This is a genomic window from Sphingobium sp. CR28 (genome assembly GCF_052327305.1).
Taxonomy (GTDB): domain Bacteria; phylum Pseudomonadota; class Alphaproteobacteria; order Sphingomonadales; family Sphingomonadaceae; genus Sphingobium.
The window spans coordinates 172,169-188,174 of sequence record NZ_CP182486.1 but is presented as its reverse complement, the minus strand read 5'-3'; the positions used below and the strand labels follow the sequence as shown (position 1 = coordinate 188,174).

14 protein-coding genes are annotated in these 16,006 nt (G+C 62.4%); 1 reads left to right on the top strand and 13 read right to left on the bottom strand.

What is annotated here, in order from left to right; all coding sequences use genetic code 11:
• Positions 1-103: 103 nt before the first annotated feature.
• Complete coding sequence (locus ACNAOH_RS00905) at positions 104-2,404, top strand: hypothetical protein (RefSeq protein ID WP_443970917.1); 2,301 nt, start codon at positions 104-106, stop codon at positions 2,402-2,404.
• 7 nt (positions 2,405-2,411) lie between these two features.
• Here the strand turns inward: ACNAOH_RS00905 and ACNAOH_RS00900 are convergent, their stop codons facing one another.
• Genes ACNAOH_RS00900 through nuoG form a run of 13 tightly spaced genes read right to left on the bottom strand, consistent with a single transcriptional unit; the run spans position 2,412 to position 16,006 of the window.
• On the bottom strand, positions 2,412-2,690 hold the full coding sequence (locus ACNAOH_RS00900; RefSeq protein ID WP_443970916.1) for a DUF1467 family protein: 279 nt from the start codon (positions 2,688-2,690) through the stop codon (positions 2,412-2,414).
• An 8-nt stretch (positions 2,691-2,698) separates the two neighbouring features.
• Complete coding sequence (locus ACNAOH_RS00895; protein ID WP_443970915.1) at positions 2,699-4,339, bottom strand: ribonuclease J; 1,641 nt, start codon at positions 4,337-4,339, stop codon at positions 2,699-2,701.
• Positions 4,336-5,118, bottom strand: coding sequence for a type III pantothenate kinase (locus ACNAOH_RS00890; protein ID WP_443970914.1), 783 nt, complete (start codon positions 5,116-5,118; stop codon positions 4,336-4,338). Before ACNAOH_RS00890 ends, ACNAOH_RS00895 begins: the two co-directional genes overlap by 4 nt.
• Positions 5,119-5,146: 28 nt before the next feature.
• Complete coding sequence (locus ACNAOH_RS00885; protein WP_443970913.1) at positions 5,147-5,863, bottom strand: biotin--[acetyl-CoA-carboxylase] ligase; 717 nt, start codon at positions 5,861-5,863, stop codon at positions 5,147-5,149.
• A gap of 20 nt (positions 5,864-5,883) precedes the next feature.
• Positions 5,884-7,323: an NADH-quinone oxidoreductase subunit NuoN gene (gene nuoN / locus ACNAOH_RS00880; protein ID WP_443970912.1), complete on the bottom strand. Its 1,440-nt coding sequence runs from the start codon at positions 7,321-7,323 to the stop codon at positions 5,884-5,886.
• On the bottom strand, positions 7,323-8,921 hold the full coding sequence (locus ACNAOH_RS00875) for an NADH-quinone oxidoreductase subunit M (protein ID WP_443970911.1): 1,599 nt from the start codon (positions 8,919-8,921) through the stop codon (positions 7,323-7,325). The genes nuoN and ACNAOH_RS00875 overlap by 1 nt, the downstream gene beginning before the upstream one ends.
• On the bottom strand, positions 8,918-11,026 hold the full coding sequence (gene nuoL / locus ACNAOH_RS00870; RefSeq protein ID WP_443970910.1) for an NADH-quinone oxidoreductase subunit L: 2,109 nt from the start codon (positions 11,024-11,026) through the stop codon (positions 8,918-8,920). The genes ACNAOH_RS00875 and nuoL overlap by 4 nt, the downstream gene beginning before the upstream one ends.
• 9 nt (positions 11,027-11,035) lie before the next feature.
• Positions 11,036-11,341, bottom strand: a complete 306-nt coding sequence (gene nuoK / locus ACNAOH_RS00865) for an NADH-quinone oxidoreductase subunit NuoK (protein WP_443970909.1) — start codon at positions 11,339-11,341, stop codon at positions 11,036-11,038.
• A complete protein-coding gene (locus ACNAOH_RS00860) occupies positions 11,338-11,949 on the bottom strand; it encodes an NADH-quinone oxidoreductase subunit J (RefSeq protein WP_443972005.1) in 612 nt (203 codons plus the stop codon). The genes nuoK and ACNAOH_RS00860 overlap by 4 nt, the downstream gene beginning before the upstream one ends.
• Positions 11,950-11,977: 28 nt before the next feature.
• Positions 11,978-12,463 (bottom strand): NADH-quinone oxidoreductase subunit NuoI, encoded by a 486-nt coding sequence (gene nuoI / locus ACNAOH_RS00855; protein WP_443970908.1) that lies wholly within the window; start codon positions 12,461-12,463, stop codon positions 11,978-11,980.
• The gene (locus tag ACNAOH_RS00850; protein ID WP_443970907.1) at positions 12,460-12,960 is read right to left on the bottom strand and encodes a hypothetical protein; all 501 of its coding nucleotides are present in this window, start codon (positions 12,958-12,960) and stop codon (positions 12,460-12,462) included. Before ACNAOH_RS00850 ends, nuoI begins: the two co-directional genes overlap by 4 nt.
• The gene (nuoH, locus tag ACNAOH_RS00845) at positions 12,957-13,997 is read right to left on the bottom strand and encodes an NADH-quinone oxidoreductase subunit NuoH (protein WP_443970906.1); all 1,041 of its coding nucleotides are present in this window, start codon (positions 13,995-13,997) and stop codon (positions 12,957-12,959) included. The genes ACNAOH_RS00850 and nuoH overlap by 4 nt, the downstream gene beginning before the upstream one ends.
• On the bottom strand, positions 13,994-16,006 hold the full coding sequence (gene nuoG, locus ACNAOH_RS00840; protein ID WP_443970905.1) for an NADH-quinone oxidoreductase subunit NuoG: 2,013 nt from the start codon (positions 16,004-16,006) through the stop codon (positions 13,994-13,996). The genes nuoH and nuoG overlap by 4 nt, the downstream gene beginning before the upstream one ends.

Here is a 16,006-nt window from a genome sequence, read left to right as displayed (position 1 = left end):
AAGGTAAAAGAATAGCGTTTCCACTTTCTTCGATCCGGGCTAGAGTCTTTGGCCGCAAGGGGTCATGGACATTAACATGTCCCAAATCGGGATGGGTGGGGATGTGAACAAAACGGGCGCCAAGGGCATTTGGCAGGCCGGATTGGAGGAGGACGCCTCCGGGTGGGACGAACCCGCCTTCCCTGAGCGTCGACCAACGCCAATGCCGGAACGGCTGGATATGCGGAGAATTCCGGTGAAGCAGTCTTATTCGGCCGACGCGTTGATTTTCAGCGCGGTTGTGCTCGCCTCGGCGGGCTGGTTCGGCTTCCTGCTTTTCCAATATGCCGTGATCGGCTCCAATCTCGATCCAGTCTTCGAGAGCGTGTGGCGTGTAGCCATGGTCTGCTTGCCGCTGATCCTCATCGTCATGCTTGGGTTCCTGACTCGAAGAATGCTCGCCTCGCGTTTGCGTGAACGCGAATGGCAGCGCTTCCCCCGTGAAGCGAAGCGGGCCGCGCAGGACGCCGCCGAAGCCGCTAACCGGCTGAGCGAGGCGCATGGGCAGATGCAGCGCGAAAGCCAGTCCTATGTCGCGCTGGCCCAGGATGCGGGCGCCGCCATGCAGAATGCAGCCGGGAGCCTGAGCGCGGAAAGCGCGCGGGTCAGCGAGAGCATGGCCAGTTCCACGAAACTCCTCGCCGCGCTGACCGAACAATTCGCCATTCTGGGCGAGATCGCTCCCAAAATCGAGGATCGCCTCGCGACGCTGGCCGAGACGCTGAACGGCGCCGGGCGAACCGTGGCCGATCATGGTCGCACTCTGGAGGAGCAGATGTCTGCTGCGGCGATGATCGCCGAAGAGGCACGCCTGCAGCTTCAAAGCAGCGCCGACATGGTGCGGCAGCAGATCGCCGACCTCCGCGCCGAGACGCAGGGCGCTGGCGAGGAGCTTTCCAGCCTGTCCGAGCTAGCGTCGGCCCGCATCGACTTCACGATCGAGCGCGTGAACAGCATGCTCACAGCGGCCGGGCAGAAGATCGAAGCGCGGGGCGGCGAACTCGACACTCTCGTGAGCCGCAGCACGCAGGCCATCGAGACGGCGGCGTCTCATTCGCTTGACCGCTTTTCCGCTCATGGTGACGAGATCGCCGCCCGCCTCGATTCGCTTGGCTCACGAGTCGATGCGCAAGGCGAGAAGAGCAAGCTGTGGCTGGACTCCGTGAGCAGCGGCATTGCGCAGCTTGCCGACCAGTTCGACGCTCTGGAAGCGTCCGCCCTTAGCCGCACGGACAAACTCTCCAACGCCATGATGTCGCTTTCCGGGGAAACGCGCCGGCTCGGCGAAGCTCTGGAAGAGGGCGACACCTCATCCGAGAAATTCATCAAGCGCGTCGAGGCGCTCATCCTCGCGCTGGATTCCAGTATTCGGGAACTCGATGAGAGCTTGCCCGCTGCGATCACACGGGTCGAGCACCGCATGACCGCGCTCACTGGAACGATCGCAAGCACAGGCCCTGCGGTGGAAGCCGTCGAAGCGGTCGCGGCCGGCGTCGTAAGCCGGCTGCAGGAATCGGATGGCCTCGCCAAGGCGCATTTCGAGACGCTGACCGCCGCGTTGAAGCGCTCGGATGGCGCTCTCGGAACCCAGAAGAAGAAGATCGAGGAACTGGCCGGGGCCATCGAGGCGGCCAGCGGAAAGATTGGCGTGCTGAGCGAAACGGTCGGTCCGCAAATGGTCGAGGCTCTGGTGCGCGTGCGCGAGACGGCCGATGCCGCAGCCGCGCGGGCGCGAGAGGCCATTGGCAATGCCGTGCCAGACGCCGCAAATGCGCTGGGCGCCGCCAGCGCCGCCGCGATGGAACAGGCCATGGCGAAATCCGTGACGGAGCAGCTCGACCGGCTTGCAGTCGTTGCCGACAATGCCGTGAAGGCAGCACAGCGCTCGACGGAACAGCTCAGCCAGCAAATGCTGACGCTGACCGACAGCAGCACGGAGCTGGAACGGCGTATCTCGGCCAATGCGCAGGTGATCGAGACGCAGGATCGCGAGCGCCTCTCCTACCGGTCGAACGAGTTGATTGACGCGCTTAACAGCCGGGCATTCGACGTCTCGAAATGGCTGGATCAGGATGTGAGCCAGGTCGACTGGAGCAACTATCTCAAGGGCGACCATGGCTTTTTCGCGCGGCGCGCTGTGCGCCTTGTCTCGAACGCCGAGGCGAAGGACATCCACCGCATCTACGCGGAAGATGACGACTTCCGTGAGCATGTGAACCGCTATATCGCGGACTTTGAAGCTCTGCTGAAGGCCGTGCTTGGTGCGCGGGAAGGCAGCGCGCTCGCCGTGACGATGCTCTCCTCGGACATCGGCAAGCTCTATGTCGCGCTTGCCCAGGCGATCGACAGGCTCCCTCCGCGCTGATCCGGCGTCATTCCCCGCGGGGATGTGGCGTGATCGACAGCAGCGTCTCGGTGGTGACCCACCCGAACTGGTAGTTGAGGTAGAAAACGAAGAAGATTGCGGCCGAAACGAGCGTCGTGCGGAAGACGATCTTCCACGGACGGAACTGCGCTGGCGCGCTGTCCGCCTGACCTGGCACCTTGCTGACGCCAGCCTCGTCCGCAGTGCGCACGCCAAAAGGCAGCACAAGGAAGAGGCTCAGCATCCAGAACAGGAAATAGATGGCAATGATCGTCGTGACGCGCATGGCGATGGTCAGACCTCGACGATCGTGACGTCGACGACAGGCTTCTTGCCTGTCCACTGCGTCGCGACACGGCGCACGCCGATCCGGAGCGCCTCGCGGAGCGCTTCCAGGTCGCCGCCACGCTTCCTCTGACCCACGATCCGCCGGACGGCGTCTTCCGCTTCCTCAAGGAAAGCGGCGCGCTCCTCCTCCACCGGCACACCCTGAGAGCGTATATCCGGCGCACCGACCAGCCCCTTGCCGCCCAGCGCGATGCCGACGCTCATATGGCCGTTCACCATCAGCTTGCGGCGCTCGTTCATCGTGGCGCCATTGACTGGCAGGATGACGTCACCATCCAGCACAAGGCGGCCAGTGGCTGTCTCGCCGATCTTCTTTGGGCCATCCGGCGCGAGCCGCACGATGTCGCCATTTTTCTGCAGGATCGCGCGGGGCACACCCTGAGAGAGGGCCAGTTTCGCCTGCTCACTCATATGGCGTAATTCGCCATGCACCGGCACGACGATCTCGGGCCGTATCCAGCCATACATGGCGACAAGCTCCGGCCGACCCGGATGACCCGAGACGTGGACATGCGCCTGCTTCTCCGTAATCATCTCCACGCCCTTCTCGGCCAGCGCATTCTGGATGCGGCCGATGGCAATCTCGTTCCCGGGGATCTGCTTCGAGGAGAAGATCACCGTGTCGCCCTCGCCCAGGCTGATCGGATGCTGATCGAAGGCGACGCGGGCCAGTGCCGCGCGCGGTTCGCCTTGCCCGCCGGTCGCCACGATCATCGCGCGATTGGCCGGAACGTCCATGATTGAGTCGAAATCCAGCAGCGGAGGAAAATCGCGCAGATAACCGCAGGATTTGGCAACCCCGATGATGCGGTCGAGCGAGCGCCCCGCCACGCAAAGCTGGCGGCCGGACAGGCGGGCGACCTCTCCCAGCGTGTGAAGCCGTGCGGCATTGGAGGCGAAAGTCGTCACCAGCACCCGACCCTTGGCGGCGTCCACGGCGGCGAGGAGATCGGCCTTGACCGACCCTTCCGAACCGCTCGGCTCGGGGTTGAACACATTGGTGCTGTCACATACAAGTGCGAGCACGCCCTCGTCGCCAATCGCGCGCAGCTGCTCCGCCGTTGCCGGCACGCCGATCTGCGGCGCCTCGTCCAGCTTCCAGTCCCCGGTGTGGAAGATGCGCCCATAAGGCGTATCGATGACCAGCGCGTTGCCCTCCGGAATGGAATGGGCAAGCGGGACATAACGAAAGCCGAACGGGCCGAGCGCGAAGCTCTCGTCCTCGCCGATCACATGAAGATCGAGCCGACCGGCGATGCCCTCTTCTTCCAGCTTGCCGCGGATCAGGCCAGCCGTGAATGGCGTCGCATAGAGCGGCACACCGAGATCGGCGGCAAGATAGGGGATCGCGCCGATATGATCCTCATGACCATGTGTGAGCACGATGCCGAGCAGGTCGTCGCGTCGCTCCTCGATGAAGGCCGTATCCGGCAGGACAAGGTCCGCGCCCGGCGCGGCGGAATCCTCGAAAGTGATGCCGAGGTCCACCATCACCCACTTGCCCTGGCAACCGTAGAGATTGAGGTTCATCCCGATCTCGCCCGAACCGCCGAGCGAGAGGAAAATCAGTTCGTTTCCTGGAGTCATTGCGAGGCGATACTCCGCTCGTACAGCCGAGCAAGCCCGTTAATGGTGAGATCTGGCGCAATCGCGTCAAAAAGGTCGGTCTTTTCGTGAAACAGCACGGCAAGTCCGCCGGTCGCAATGACCTTCGCGGGCCGACCGATCTCCCGCCGCATGCGCGCCACGAGCCCCTCCATCATGGCGACATAGCCCCAGAAAACCCCGATCAGCATCTGGTCCTCGGTATTGCGCCCGATCACAGAGGCGCTGGCGGGCGCGGCGATGGCAATACGCGGCAGCTTGGCAGCGGCGCTCACCAGCGCATCGAGCGATAGATTGATGCCGGGCGCGATAATGCCGCCCTTATAGGCGCCGCTATAGTCGACATGATCGAACGTCGTGGCCGTGCCGAAATCTATGACGATAAGATCGCCGGGAAATTCGGCATGGGCGGCAATGGCGTTGATGGCGCGATCGGCACCCACGGTCTCCGGGGCCTGAACATCGAGAACGATGCCCCATTCGACCGGTGCCCGCCCGGCCACATACGCATCCACCTTGAAGTATTTCTGAGCGAGAACCTGCAGATTGTGCAGCGCGCGCGGCACCACGGTGGCGATGATGACGGCATCCACATCTGTCATGGACAGCCCCTCCAGCGCGAGGAGCTGATTGATCCACACAGCATACTCGTCGCCCGTGCGGCGTGGGTCCGTCGCTATGCGCCAGCGCGCACGGATCGCACCCTTCTCGACCAGTGCGAAGACGACGTTGGTGTTCCCGGCATCGATGGCGAGGAGCATGGGCGCACTTACATCCTTATGGCTGCGGCTACAGGAGGCCGACATCTCCAGCATGGATGACACGGCGCGTCCCGTCATCCAACCCCACAATGAGCGCGCCGGCCGGGTCAAGCCCTGCGAATGCGCCGCGCACGGCCTCGCCATCGGGCAGGCGAACCTCGATCGGCTCATCCTGGCGATGGCCGCGTTCGATCCACGCACCCATGACTGCGGTCGAGCCTTCCGCCCGCCAGCGGGCAAGCCACTGCTCGAAATGGTCGGCAAGGGCATCCGCAAGAACCGGGACGGACACCTCGTCACCCTCAGCCAGATCAGCCAGCGCCACCGTTTCTCGGTCAGGAAGCGTGGGCGCGTGAGCCACGTTGATGCCTACGCCAAGCACCACGCCGCGCGGAACCCGCTCCAGCAGCATGCCGGCCAGCTTGGCGCGGCCTACCATCACATCATTGGGCCATTTCAGGCGAAAAGCGACATCCGGAAGCAAAGCGATAAGCGCATCATAGGCGGCAACCCCGGCGAGTAACGCGATATCCGTGGGCGCGGGATCGGTCGGCCGCAGCTCGACAAGAGTGGACGCAAAGAGATTGCCCGCTTCACCCAGCCACGCGCGCCCGAGCCGCCCCTTGCCTGCCGTCTGCCGCTCCGCGCGAACCCAGCGACCCTCCGGCCAGCAGGTTTCGGCGAGGCGGCGAACGTCCAGGTTCGTGGATGCCGTTTCGGCCAGGACGAGGATGCGATCAGCCACCGACGCGGTTTCGCGCTCCCTCAGAAAAGAGAAGCCGCAGCCGCCGCACTGGCACTGCCCAGCACCGGGTTTAAGAAATAGCCGATAACGATGATCGCGGCGCAGGCCGTCAGGATGCCATACTCGACCGCGCCCCGCGCCGCCCCATAGGGCTCGGCCGGTTCATCGAAATACATCGTCTTGATGACCTTGAGATAATAGAAGGCGCCAATGACCGATGCTGCGATACCGAGCGCCGCGAGCAGGGTCAGGCCCGCGCCCACTGCTGCATCGAACACCAGGAACTTGGCCCAGAAGCCGAACAGCGGCGGAATACCGGCAAGGCTAAACATGAAGATGGCCAGCGCTGCCGCGAGACCGGGCCGACTACGTGAAAGGCCCGCTAGGCTTGCGATCGTCTCGACCGGCTTGCCGTCCTGATCCCGCATCTGGAGGACGCAGGCAAAGCTGCCCACTGTCATCACCACATAGATAGCGAGATAGGAGAGCACTGCCGCGACGCCTTCCGGCGTGCCCGCCGCAAGACCGATCAGCGCGAAGCCGATATTGTTAATCGACGAATATGCCAGCAGCCGCTTGATGTTGCTCTGGTTGATTGCTGCCACGGCGCCCAGAACAATGGACGCCAGCGCGCAGAAGATGATGATCTGCTGCCATGCGGCGCCGCTCGGCCCAAGCGCGACGATCGCGACCCGGGTCGTGAGCGCCATGGCGGCAACCTTTGGCGCTGTGCCGAAAAACGCGGTGACAGGCGTAGGCGACCCTTCGTAAACGTCCGGCGTCCACATGTGGAACGGCACCGCGCTGATCTTAAAGGCGAGGCCGGCAAGCACGAAGACGAGACCGAAAAGTTCGCCATTACCGATACCATCGGACAGCGCGAAGGACACTCCCGTGAAACTCGTCGTTCCGGAGAAGCCGTAAAGCAGCGAAATACCATAAAGCAGGATGCCGCTCGCCAGCGCGCCGAGCACGAAATATTTAAGACCCGCCTCGGCCGAGCGCATATCCTTGCGCATGAAGCTTGCGAGGACATAGGCCGCAAGGCTGTTCAGCTCCAAACCCACATATAGGGTCAGGAAGTCAGTCGCCGACACCATCATCGCCATACCGATAGAGGCGAAGAGGATGAGCACCGGATATTCCGGCCGCATCGCGCCGTCGCTCTCGAACCAGTTGGGCGAAAGAAGAATGCACGCCGCGGCTGCGACGAAGATCAGCGCCTTGGCGAAGGTGCCGAACGCATCTGCGCGGTACAGGCCGTCGAAAACGGTGCCTCCGGCATGCACGAAGGGCTGGCCGAGCGTGAAGAGCGCGACGGCAAGACCCGCGACGGCAAGCCAGGAAACGATACGCGCGGAGCCATCTCCGGCATAAGCAGACACCAGCAGCAGAACGAGGCCAGTGAAAGTGAGCACCAGCTCAGGCGTGACCGCCAGAATGGAGGCAAGATCAATCATCAGTGCGCCTCCCCATGCGCAGCAGGTGCGGCGGTCACATCATGCCCTTCAGGCGCGGCGGCGCCATGTGCGCCGTGACTTGCTGCCGCAGGAGCCCCCTTCCCCATAGCGAGATGAGCGTCGCCCTCGGGGCGAGCGCGGTCGACCCGCGCAACGAGGCTGGCGACATTACCCCGCATCGGCGCGAGGAAACTCTCGGGATAGACGCCCATCCACATGACGGCGGCCGCCACAGGCACGAGCAGCGCCAGTTCCCGAGCCGACAGGTCCGGCATGGCGGCAACATCGGGCTTGGTGAGGGCGCCGAATACGACGCGGCGATAAAGATAGAGCATATAGGCAGCGCCCAGAATGATGCCGGTGGTGCACACAAGGGCAACCCAGCTCGACGCCTGATAGACGCCCATCAGCGCGAGCAGCTCGCCCACGAAGTTGCTGGTGCCCGGCAGGCCGACCGAGGCCATGGTGAAGAGCATGAAGAGCACCGCATAGCGCGGCATGTTGTTGGCGAGGCCGCCGTAGCGATCGATCTCACGCGTGTGCAGACGATCATAGATGACGCCGACACACAGGAAGAGCGCGCCCGAGACGAGACCGTGGCCGAGCATGACCATCATCGCGCCTTCGATACCCTGCTGGTTGAAAGCAAAGAGACCAATGGTGACGATCGCCATGTGCGCGACCGACGAATAAGCGATGAGCTTCTTCATGTCGTTCTGCACCAGCGCAACAAGGCTGGTGTAGACCACCGCGACCATCGAGAGGCCCCAGACCAGCGGCGCGAACTGCGCCGAGGCTTCCGGGAACATGGGCAGCGAGAAGCGAATGAAGCCGTAGCCACCCATCTTCAGAAGTACGCCCGCCAGAATGACAGACCCGGCGGTCGGCGCCTGCACGTGCGCGTCCGGCAACCAAGTGTGGACGGGCCACATCGGCATCTTCACCGCGAAGCTGGCGAAGAAGGCAAGCCACAGCCAGGTCTGCGCCTGCGCCGGGAAATCAAATGCCATCAGCACCGGGATGCTGGTCGAGCCTGCCTCGCGCGTCATCCACAGCATGGCGATGAGCATGAGCACCGAGCCGAGCAACGTGTAGAGGAAGAACTTGTAGCTCGCATAAATGCGGTCCGCGCCGCCCCAGATACCGATGATGAGATACATCGGAATGAGGCCGGCCTCGAACATGATGTAGAAGAGGAAGATGTCCTGCGCCGCAAAGACGCCGATCATCAGCGTCTCCATGAACAGGAACGCCGCCATATATTCGCCGACGCGCTTCTCGATCGCTACCCAGCTGGCGCCAATGCACACCGGCATCAGGAAGACGGTGAGCGCAATGAGCGTGAGCGCAATGCCATCAATGCCCAGCGCCCACGCAAAGCGGCCGAAAATCGGCGCATACTCAGTGAACTGCCACTCCGGCGCGCCCGGCGTAAGATCGAAGTTCAGCCACAGCACGACGCCCAGCACGAGATCGGCCAGGGTCGCGAGCAGCGCGATCCAGCGCGCGGTCTGCGCAGGAACGATAAGGCACGCGATCGCGCCTGCCATCGGAATGGCAAGCATCAGCGAGAGAAGAGGAAAGCCGGTCTCGGTCATTTCGGCATGATCGCCCAGGTTGCGGCCGCTGCGAGCCCAATGAGCATCACCAGCGCGTAGGTCGAAAGGAAGCCCGATTGGAGCGCGCGGGTCGCGCGGCCAGTCTGCACGATGAGCGCAGCGGCGCCATTGGGGCCAAAGCGATCAATTGTGCCCTGATCTCCGCCCTTCCAGAAGAGGCGGCCAAGCCAGAAGGCCGGGCGAACGAAGATCAGATCGTAAAGCTCGTCGAAATACCATTTGTGGCTGATGAAGTCGTGCAGCAGGTAGAACTGCGACACGAACTTCGCCGGCCAATCGGTATGGCGGATATAGGCAAGCCAGGCGACGATCAGGCCAGTCAGCATCACCGCGAACGGCGACCACTTCACCCAGGTCGGCACTTCATGGCTGGCATGCGCCAGATGGCTGTCGAACGCCAGCGTGCTTGCCGACCAGAACGCGATCCCGCCTTCCGCATCGATGAAGGCATGATGGAAGGCGAAGCCGCCGAATACCGCACCGATGCTGAGCACGATAAGCGGGATCAGCATGACAAGCGGGCTCTCATGCGGGTGGTAACCAGCCGTGCCGTCCCCTTGGGCGTGATCGTGATGATCGTCATGGGCGTGGGCATGTGCATGGCCGTGATGTGCATGGGCATCCGTTGCGCCCTCGCTCGCCGTATCCTCATGTGCGTCATGGCCGTGACCATGCGCATCATGAGCGGCGTGCTGAATGTGCTCGCTGCCGGCCCAGCGCGGCTTGCCCCAGAAGGTAAGGAACATCAGCCGCCAGCTGTAGAAGCTGGTGAGCAGCGCCGCGAGAATGCCGACATAGAAGGCGCCCGTACCATGACCACCGGCCGCATAGGCGCTCTCCAGGATCGCATCCTTGGAGAAGAAGCCCGCGAAGCCGAGAGCCGTGCCCGGAATGCCGACACCGGTGATGGCGAGCGTGCCGAGCAGCATGGCCCAGAACGTGATCGGGATATGCTTCCGCAGCCCGCCGTAGAAGCGCATGTCCTGCTCGTGATGCATGGCGTGGATCACCGAACCGGCACACAGGAACAGCAGCGCCTTGAAGAAGGCGTGAGTAAGCAGATGGAACATCGCCGCGCCATAAGCGCCGACACCCGCCGCGAAGAACATGTAGCCGAGCTGCGAACAGGTCGAATACGCGATGACGCGCTTGATGTCGTGCTGTGTCGTACCGATCGTCGCGGCGAAGATACAGGTCGCGGCGCCGATGATCGTCACGACATTGGTCGCGACCACGCTCTGCTCGAACAGTGGCGAGAGGCGGCAGACCATGAACACGCCGGCAGTGACCATGGTCGCGGCGTGGATGAGCGCCGACACCGGCGTCGGGCCTTCCATCGCATCGGGCAACCAGGTGTGGAGGCCGAGCTGGGCAGACTTGCCCATCGCGCCCACAAACAACAGCAGACAGATGACGGTCAACGTATCGAGGCGGTAGCCAAGAAAGCCGATGGTCGATCCGGCCATCGCCGGCGCATTCTGCAGGATCGTCGGGATATCGATGGTGTCGAACACCAGATATGTCGCGAAGATACCCATCATGAAGCCGAGATCGCCCACGCGGTTGACCACGAACGCCTTGATCGCCGCCGCACAGGCCGACGGCTTCTGATACCAGAAACCGATCAGCAGATAGGACGCGACGCCCACGCCTTCCCAGCCGAAGAACATCTGCAGCAGGTTATTGGCCGTCACCAACATCAGCATGGCGAAGGTGAAGAGCGAGAGATAGGCGAAGAAGCGGGGCTGATCCGGATCTTCGGACATATAGCCCCAGCTATAGAGATGCACGAGCGCGGAGACGCTGGTGACGACGACCAGCATCGTCGCGGTCAGCGTATCGACGCGCAGTTCCCAGGCGACGTTCAGCGTACCGGAGGTGATCCAGTGCAGCACCGGCACGAGCGAGGGCTCAGCCGTGCCGGCAAGATAGGAAATGAAGATCGGCCAGGAGAGCGCGCAGGAGAGGAACAGCGCGCCAGTGGTGACGATCTTCGCGGCGGTGTTACCGATCGCGCGATTGCCGAACCCAGCAATGATCGCGGCGAGCAGTGGGCCGAAAACGATGATGGAAATAGCGTGCATGGGCCGGGCTCAGCCTTTCATCCGGTTGACGTCGTCGACCGCGATGGTGCCGCGCCCACGGAAATAGATGACGAGAATAGCAAGGCCGATCGCCGCTTCGCCTGCCGCCACGGTCAGCACGAACATCGCGAAGACCTGGCCGACCAGATCGCCGAGATACGCGCTGAACGCGACGAGATTGAGGTTCACGCTCAGCAGGATCAGCTCGATTGCCATCAGAATGATGATGACGTTCTTGCGATTGATGAAAATGCCCAGCACGCCAAGCACGAACAGGATCGCGCTGACGACAAGATAATGCGCCAAGCCGATCACAGCTCCACTCCCTGCCCGACGGGCTGCTCGATGTTCCGCACTGCCTCTTCAGGCCGGCGACGGTTCTGCCGGTCGATATTCTGCCCGCGCACACCGCCACGCGCTCGATGCGTCAGCACGATCGCGCCGACCATCGCAACGAGAAGGATGAGGCCCGCTGCCTCGAACAGGAAGATGTAGCGCGTGTAAAGCAGCGCACCGATCGCCTGTATATTTGGTATCGCATCCGGCGTGGGCGCCGCGCGCTGCGCCAGATCGATGGCGCCGGCATGCCAGGCGCCAATGCCCAGAACCAGTTCGGCCAGCAGCACGAGCGCGATTGCCGCACCGAAAGGCAGATAGGAAACGAACCCGGCCTTCAGCTCGGCGAAATCGATGTTCAGCATCATCACGACGAACAGGAACAGCACAGCGACCGCGCCGACATAGACGATGACGAGCAGCATCGCGACGAACTCCGCGCCCAGCAGGACCATGAGGCCCGCCGCATTGAAGAAGGCGAGGATGAGCCAGAGCACGCTGTGCACGGGATTGCGCGCGAGGATAACCATCGCGGCCGAAGCCACGACGATCGTCGCGAACAGATAAAAGGCGAGTAGGTGAATCACGTCGGTCGATGTCCCCTTGGCTGCGCGCTTATCGGTAGGGGGCGTCGGCGGCAAGGTTCGCCGCGATCGCCCTCTCCCACTTGTCGCCATTGGCGAGCAGCTTTGCCTTGTCGTAAATGAGTTCCTCGCGCGTTTCCGTCGCGAACTCGAAGTTCGGCCCTTCCACAACGGCGTCCACCGGGCAGGCTTCCTGGCAGAAGCCGCAATAGATGCACTTGGTCATGTCGATATCGTAGCGTGTCGTGCGGCGCGAGCCATCGTCGCGCGGCTGCGCCTCGATGGTGATCGCCTGTGCCGGGCAGACGGCCTCGCACAGCTTGCACGCGATGCAGCGCTCCTCGCCATTGGGATAGCGGCGCAGCACATGCTCGCCGCGGAAACGGGGCGAGATCGGGTTCTTCTCATAAGGATAGTTGATCGTCGCCTTGGGCTTGAAGAAATACTTCAAGGTCAGCCAGTGCGCCTTCACGAACTCCCATAGCGTGAACGACTTGATGATATGAGCGACGCTCATTGAGAAGTCTCCTTAACTTTCAACTTCTCGAACTCCGCAGCTGCATTATCGATATTGGACATCCAACACCGCCCACTAAAAGCTTTTTCGCGTTTTCCAACGTCTCCGAGAATAGCTGAATACTCAGAATTGCCGATTTTTGTTAAACCGAGTAATCTTGTCCTCGTATCTCGCACACTACCAGTAAGCGCCGTAAATCTCGTTTCTGCTGTGTTCATGTTTTCAAAGAACGCCTTAACAAATACACCTGACATCAGGATATTATCAGGGTCAAATGTTTCGATAACGGCGTTAAATCGATCTTTGTCGACCTGATGGTCCACCAAAAGGTTCAAATCGTGAGGCTTAGGCACTGGCTTTGAGCTTGAGGTGCTTTCTATGTCCGGCGGACCGAATAGAGAACAGAAAACGATAAAATGACCATCCGCTTCTCCCGCGCGCAAGGGAGCAGCAAGCGACAAAAAAACGATCGAGAATGCAAGCCGCGCCGACATCATCCGCCATACCTCGTCAGCATGAGGAACCCGGACACGAGGAAGACGAAGAACAGCGAGAGTGGCAGGAAGACCTTCCAGCCCAACCGCATCAGCTGGTCATAGCGGTAGCGCGGCACAGTGGCCTTCACCCAGCTGAACACGAAGAAGAAGAACAGGATCTTGGCGAACAGCCAGAGGATGCCTGGCACATAATAGAGCGGCGCCCAGTCCACGGGGGGCAGATAACCGCCCCAGAACAGGATGGCGTTCAGCGCGCACATCAGAATGACGTTGGCATACTCGCCGAGCCAGAAGAGCGCGAAGGCCATGGACGAATATTCGGTCTGATAACCGGCGACGAGTTCGCTCTCCGCCTCGGTCAGGTCGAAAGGCGCGCGCGCCGTCTCCGCCATCGCGGAAATGAGGAACACCACCGCCATCGGGAAGAGCAGTGGATTGAAGCCGTGGCCATTGAGGATGCCGTAATAGCCCTTCTGCGTCTCGACGATGGTAGAGAGATTGAAGCTGCCCGACCAGAGCACGACGCTGATCAGCACGAAGCCGATCGAGACCTCATAAGAGATCATCTGTGCGCTGGCGCGCATCGCCGAGAAGAACGGATATTTGGAGTTCGACGCCCAGCCGGAGATGATGACGCCATAAACGCCAAGCGAGCTGATCGCGAGAATATAGAGCAGGCCGACGTTGATGTCGGCGAGCACCAACCCATCCGCGAAAGGAACCACGGCCCACGCCATGAGCGCCACGGTGAACGTTATGATCGGCGCGAGCAGGAAGAGGCCCTTGTTGGCCGCGCTCGGGATGATTGTCTCCTGCAGGAAGACCTTGAGGCCATCCGCGAAGGACTGGAGCAGGCCAAGCGGGCCGACCACGTTCGGGCCGCGCCGCAGAGCCATTGCCGCCCAGATCTTGCGATCCGCGTAAATAATCATCGCGACAGCCAGCATCAGCGGCAGTGCGATCAGCAGGATATAGGCGAGATGGGCAACGAACCAGCCGAAGCCTTCACCCAGATGGAGCTGAAGAAACTCGGTCATTCCGCGGCCTCCGCGAATTCGGCGCCGTGGAGCAGCTCAGCCGAACAGCGCTGCATTGTCGGGCTGGCACGGCAAACGGCGTTGGTGAGATAGAAGTCCTTGATCGGATAGCCGATCTCACCCGCCGGTTTGGACGGCAGCGACGGGACGGCCCAGCCATAATCGGCAAGGCCTTCCGTAGCGAGCGCCGGCACAGCGGCGAACATAGCCGCTTGCAACCCGGCGAAATCATTGAACGGCAGCGGCGCGCCGAGCACATCGGACAGGGCGCGCAGGATCGACCAGTCCTCGCGGGCATCGCCCGGCGCAAACACGGCCTTCTCGGCACGCTGTACGCGGCCCTCAAGGTTCACGTAAGTCCCGGCCTTCTCGGTATAGGCAGCGCCGGGCAGCACGACGTCAGCGGCATGTGCGCCCTTGTCACCATGATGACCGATATAGACCTTGAGGGACTTGTCGAACGTCTCGAACGGCACGTCGTCAGCGCCCAGCAGCAGCAGCACCGCAGGTGCAGCGTCGGACAGCGCCTTGATACCGCCCTCTGCCCCATAGCCGAGCATCAACCCGCCCATGCGCGCAGCGGCCATGTGCAGCACGTTGAAACCGTTCCAGTTGTCCTTGACGAGGCCGAGCGTCTTGACGAGGCCAAGCGCAGCACCATGCACGCCCGGCGTGGCAAGACCGCCGCCGCCGAGAATGACGGCAGGGCGCGCTGCACCAGTGAACAGATCGACCACGTCCTTCGGAAGCTTGGCGAGCACGCCAGCATCCGATCCCAGCCAGGTGACGGGATAGGTAAGATCGACCTCGGGGCCGACGGCGAAGACCTTCGCGCCCTTCTTGATCGCCTTGCGGATACGCGTGTTCACCAGCGGCGCTTCCCAGCGCAGATTGGTGCCGATGAGCAGGATCGCGTCCGCCGTCTCGATGCCATTGAGCGTCGAGTTGAAGTTCACGGCCGAGAGACTGGAAACGTCATAGTCGAGGCCGGTCTGGCGGCCCTCGAGCAGCGTGCCCCCCTGCCCCTTCACCAGTTCGCGCGCGGCAAACATCGTCTCGCAGTCGACCAGATCACCGGCAACCGCCGCGATCGATCCCTTTGCAGACTTCACTGCCGCCGCGACGACGCGGAACGCTTCATCCCAGCTTGCGGCGACCAGCTTGCCGTCCTTGCGGACATAGGGCTTGTCGAGCCGCTTGCGCACAAGGCCATCGACCGCATGACGGGTCTTGTCGGACGCCCACTCTTCGTTGACGTCGTCATTGATGCGCGGAACGACGCGCAGTACCTGACGGCCTCGGCTGTCGACGCGAATGTTGGTGCCCACGGCATCCATCACGTCGATCGACAGAGTCTTGCGCAGCTCCCACGGCCGCGCCTCGAACGCATAGGGGCGCGAGGTGAGCGCACCGACCGGGCAAAGATCGACCACATTGCCGGAAAGCTCGCTCTTGGCAGCGCGCTCCAGATAGGTCGTGATCTGCATGTTCTCGCCGCGATAGATCGCGCCGATCTCGGGCACGCCGGCGACTTCCTCGGCAAAGCGCACGCAGCGGGTACATTGAATGCAACGGGTCATCACCGTCTTGACGATGGGGCCCATATACTTCTCGGTGACGGCCCGCTTGTTCTCGTCATAGCGGCTCTTGCCGCGCCCATAAGCGACGGACTGGTCCTGCAGGTCGCACTCGCCGCCCTGATCGCAGATCGGGCAATCGAGCGGGTGATTGATGAGCAGGAACTCCATCACGCCTTCGCGCGCCTTCTTCACCATCTCGGTCTGAGTGAAGATTTCCTGATTGTCCGCAGCCGGAAGCGCGCAGGACGCCTGCGGCTTGGGCGGTCCGGGCTTCACCTCCACAAGGCACATGCGGCAATTGCCGGCGATGGACAGGCGCTCATGATAGCAGAAGCGCGGAATCTCCTTGCCAGCCACCTCGCACGCCTGAAGCACAGTGGCTCCGGCGGGCACTTCGATCTCGACACCGTCGACTTTGACCTTGGGCAA